At 71.4% G+C, this 4,346-nt stretch carries 2 protein-coding genes; both read left to right on the top strand.

Annotation, left to right across the window (positions count from 1 at the left end; translation table 11 throughout):
• The gene (gene ptsP / locus DMC18_RS20930; RefSeq protein ID WP_110133277.1) at positions 1-2,502 is read left to right on the top strand and encodes a phosphoenolpyruvate--protein phosphotransferase; all 2,502 of its coding nucleotides are present in this window, start codon (positions 1-3) and stop codon (positions 2,500-2,502) included.
• Positions 2,503-2,505: 3 nt separating this feature from the next.
• Positions 2,506-4,248, top strand: a complete 1,743-nt coding sequence (gene nagE, locus DMC18_RS20925) for an N-acetylglucosamine-specific PTS transporter subunit IIBC (protein WP_110118604.1) — start codon at positions 2,506-2,508, stop codon at positions 4,246-4,248.
• Positions 4,249-4,346: the final 98 nt, after the last annotated feature.

Raw genomic sequence — 4,346 nt, 5'->3', positions numbered from 1 at the left:
CTGGTGCTTCAATCGCCTTTGGCGGGGTGGTCGGGACCGTTGGAGGAGGTTCCGGACGCGGTGTTCGCGCAGCGGATGCTGGGGGACGGGGTGGCGATCGATCCGGTGGGGTCGGTGCTCGTGGCCCCTTGCGACGGCGTGGTTGTGAGCGTGCACCGGTCGGGGCATGCGGTGACGATCCGCGCTGTGAACGGGGCCGAGGTGCTGATGCACGTGGGCCTGGAGACGGTGGCGCTGGGCGGGGAGGGCTTCAGTGTCCACGTCGCCGAGGGGCAGGCGGTGAGCGCCGGCGATGCGCTGATCGGCTTTGATCTGGATCTGCTGGCCCGCAAGGCCAAGAGCCTGATCACGCCGGTGGTCATTACCAATCCCGAGGCCTTCTCGATCGTCCGGCGGAGCCAGGACATCGAGACGGACGTAGGCGGGTTCCTGATGGAGCTGGTCCCGGTGGCGGGCGCTGCGGTGGTCGCTGAGACCACGACGTCCGAAGTCTCCCGCGAGATCGTCGTGCCGCTGGCGCATGGCGTCCACGCCCGTCCGGCGGCGCGGATCGCCGAGACGGCGCGGGGCTTTGCCGCCGAGGTCGCGATCGTGGCCGGCGGACGTCGGGCGAGCGCCAGGAGCCCGGTCGGGGTGATGGCCCTGGCCGTGAAGCTGGGCGACCACATCTCCATCGTCGCTTCCGGCGCGGACGCCCAGGCCGCCGTGGACGCCGTCGCCGCCCTGATCGAAGGCGGCATGGGCGAGAAAGCCGGCGAGGTCGCGCCGAAGATCGAAGAGGCCCCGATTGTCCTCGCTGCACCCGAGGCGTCCGAGCCGGGCGTGCTGCGCGGGGTGATGGCCGCGCCGGGCCTGGCGATCGGCCAGGCGGTGCGGCTGGCGGTGGAAGAGATCGCCGTCGTCGAAGCCGGCGCCGGTATCGCCGCCGAGCTCGCGGCGCTGGACACGGCCCTGGATGCGGTCCGCGCCCGCATCGCCCTGGCCGCCGAGACCGGCGAGGCCGCCCGCAAGGCGATCCTGGCCGCTCATCTGGCCTTCCTCGAAGACCCCGAACTGACCGCCGCCGCGCGGAAACTGATCGGCGAGGGCAAGAGCGCCGGTTTCGGCTGGCGGCGCGCCGTCGGCGGCTATGTCGAGGCGCTTAAAGGTTTGGGCGACCGGCGCCTGGCCGAGCGGGTCGACGACCTGATCGATCTGGAGCGCCAGGTGCTGCGCGCCCTGCTGGGCCTGGAGGAAGAGACCGCCCGCGCCCTGCCGGCCGGGGCCATCCTGCTGGCCGACGAGCTTTTGCCCTCGCAGCTGATGGGCGTGGATCCGGCCCGCGTGGCCGGCTTCGCCACCGCCCGCGGCGGACCCACCTCGCACGTGGCCATCCTGGCCGCGGCCATGGGCCTGCCGGCCCTGGTCGCCGTCGGTGCTGGCGCGCTGGAGATCGCCGACGGGACGGCCCTGATCCTCGACGCCGAAGGCGGCAAGCTGCGCGTCGCTCCCGGGGCCGACGCCCTGGCTCAGGCCCAGAGCGCCATCGCCGCCCGCCACGAGCGCCGCGCCGCCGCCAAGGCCGCCGCTCACGAGCAGAGCACGACCGCCTGCGGTACGCCGATTGAAGTCTTCGCCAATGTCGGCTCGGAGAAGGACGCCAGGGCCGCTACGGCCAATGGCGCCGAAGGCTGCGGCCTGCTGCGCACCGAGTTCCTGTTCCTCGACCGCGACACCCCGCCCAGCGAGGACGAGCAGGCGGCCCAGTACCAGGCTGTCGCCACGGCCCTCGAAGGCAAGCCGCTGATCGTGCGCACCCTCGACGTCGGCGGCGACAAGGCCGCCCCCTACCTGCCGATCCCGGCCGAGGAGAACCCGGCGCGCGGCCTGCGCGGCGTGCGGGTGTCGCTGTGGCGGCCGCACCTGCTGAAGACCCAGCTGCGCGCCATCCTGCGGGTTACGCCGCTGGGCCAATGCAAGATCATGGTCCCGATGGTGGGCAGTCTCTCCGAACTGCGCGCCGTCCGCGCCGTGCTGGAAGAGGCCAAGAAGGAGCTGGGGATCACGCAGCGCGTCGAGCTGGGGGTGATGATCGAGACCCCGGCCGCGGCCGTCACCGCCGACCTGATCGCCGCCGAGGCCGACTTCCTGTCCATCGGCACCAACGACCTGACGCAATACGTCCTGGCCATGGACCGGGGCAATCCGGAACTGGCCGCCCGCATCGACGCCCTGCACCCGGCCGTGCTGCGGATGATCGACCAGACCTGCCGGGGGGCGAGCCAGCACGGCCGTTGGGTCGGTGTCTGCGGCGGCCTGGCCTCGGATCTCGCGGCCGTGCCCGTCCTCCTCGGTTTGGGCGTCACGGAACTCTCCGCCACCGCCGCCATCGTGCCGGAGGTGAAGGCCCTGGTGCGCACCCTGGATCTTGCCGCCTGCCGCGAGCTTGCCGCCCAAGCCCTGGACCAGACCTCGCCCGAGGCGGTCCGCGATCTTGCCAAATCCTTCCAGGCCGGAGCCTGAGCCATGAAGTCGCCGCTCGAAATCCTCCAGCCGCTCGGCCGGGCCCTGATGCTGCCGATCGCGGTGCTGCCGGTGGCGGGCCTCCTGCTACGCCTTGGCCAGCCGGACCTGCTGAACATCCCCTTCATCGCCGCCGCCGGCGATGCGATCTTCGCCAACCTCGGCCTTCTCTTCGCCATCGGCGTCGCCGTGGGTCTCGCCCGCGAGAACAACGGCGCGGCCGGGCTGGCCGGCGTGGTCTGCTTCCTGATCGCCACCGAGGGCGGCAAGGCCCTGCTGCATGTGCCGGCCGAGGCGACGGCGGGCTTGGCCGAAGCCCACGCAGCCCTGGCCGGGGCGGCCTACAAGGCCAAGGCCCTGTCCAAGCTCAGCGTGCCGATCGGCATCCTGTCCGGCGTGATCGGGGGGCTGTTCTACAACCGCTTCTCCGGTTTCAAGCTGCCCGAGTACCTGGCCTTCTTCAGCGGCCGGCGCTTCGTGCCGATCGTGGCGGGCCTTGCGGGCCTGGTGATGGCCGGGCTGGTGGGCCTTGGCTACGACGCCATCAACGGCGGGGTGGACGCGGCCAGCCGGGCCATCGTCGGCTCGGGGCAGTGGGGGCTTCTGGTCTACGGCTTCCTCAACCGCATCCTGATCGTCACCGGCCTGCACCACATCCTCAACAACATCGCCTGGTTCGTGATCGGCGACTTCCATGGGGCGACGGGGGATCTGCGGCGGTTCTTCGCCGACGATCCGACCGCCGGCGGCTTCATGAGCGGCTTCTTCCCGGTGATGATGTTTGGCCTGCCGGCCGCGTGTCTGGCCATGCTGCACACCGCAAGGCCCGAGCGCCGCAAGGCCGTGGCCGGCATGCTGGTCTCCCTGGCCCTGACCTCGTTCCTGACCGGGGTGACCGAGCCGATCGAGTTCTCGTTCATGTTCCTGGCCCCGGCGCTCTACGCCGTGCACGCGGTGCTGACCGGCGTCTCCATGGCGCTGATGAACCTGCTGGACGTGAAGCTGGGCTTCACCTTCTCGGCGGGGCTCTTCGACTACGTGCTGAACTTCGGCAAGGCGACACACCCGCTCTTCCTGCTGCCGATCGGGGCGGTCTATTTCGCCGTCTATTACGGCCTCTTCCGGTTCTTCATCGTCAAGTTCGACCTCAAGACCCCGGGGCGCGAACCGGAGGAGGAAGCCGCCCTGCTCAACGCCGCCCCGGCCACGAGCGCTGGCGGCCGTGGCGCCGACTTCGTCATCGCCCTGGGCGGCGGCGCCAACCTGGTCAGCGTCGACGCCTGCACCACGCGGCTTCGCCTGATCGTCGCCGACCAGAAAATCGTCGACGAGGCCCGCCTCAAGGCCCTGGGCGCGCGCGGCATCGTCCGCCCCTCCGACAAGGCTCTGCAGGTGGTGCTGGGCCCCATCGCCGACACCGTCGCCGGCGAGATCCGCCAGGCGGCGGGGGCCGGGGTGCAGGTTGCGGCCGCCGTGGCCCAAGCGCCGGCCAAGGCCGCTTCCGATCCCGTCACGGCCAAGGCCCTGCTGCCCGGCCTTGGGGGGCTGTCCAACCTGCTCGCCGTCAGCGCCTGCTCCAGCCGCCTGCGCCTCGAACTGGCCGATCCTTCGAAGCTGGACGAGGCCGCGCTCAAGGCCGCCGGCGTCCGGGCGCTCGTGCGGCTCGACGGGCCGGTGGCGCACCTCGTGCTCGGACCCAAGGCCGAGGCCGTGGCCAAAGCGCTGCAAGAGGCGGTGGCCGTCTAGGCGCTCACCCCCTTCCGTGAAATCCCCGCGAAAGCGGGGACCCAGGCGTTTTATCGTCGAGCGCCCCGCCTTTCAGAAAAAGCCTGGGCCCCCGCTTT

The organism is Caulobacter sp. D5 (assembly GCF_003185805.1).
In the GTDB taxonomy this organism is placed as follows: Bacteria; Pseudomonadota; Alphaproteobacteria; order Caulobacterales; family Caulobacteraceae; genus Caulobacter.
This window is presented reverse-complemented; position numbering and strand designations above follow the sequence as displayed.

Excerpts from the sequence above, each read along its gene's own strand:
- nagE (WP_110118604.1), top strand. The coding sequence starts at position 2,506 with ATGAAGTCGCCGCTCGAAATCCTCCAGCCGCTCGGCCGGGCCCTGATG.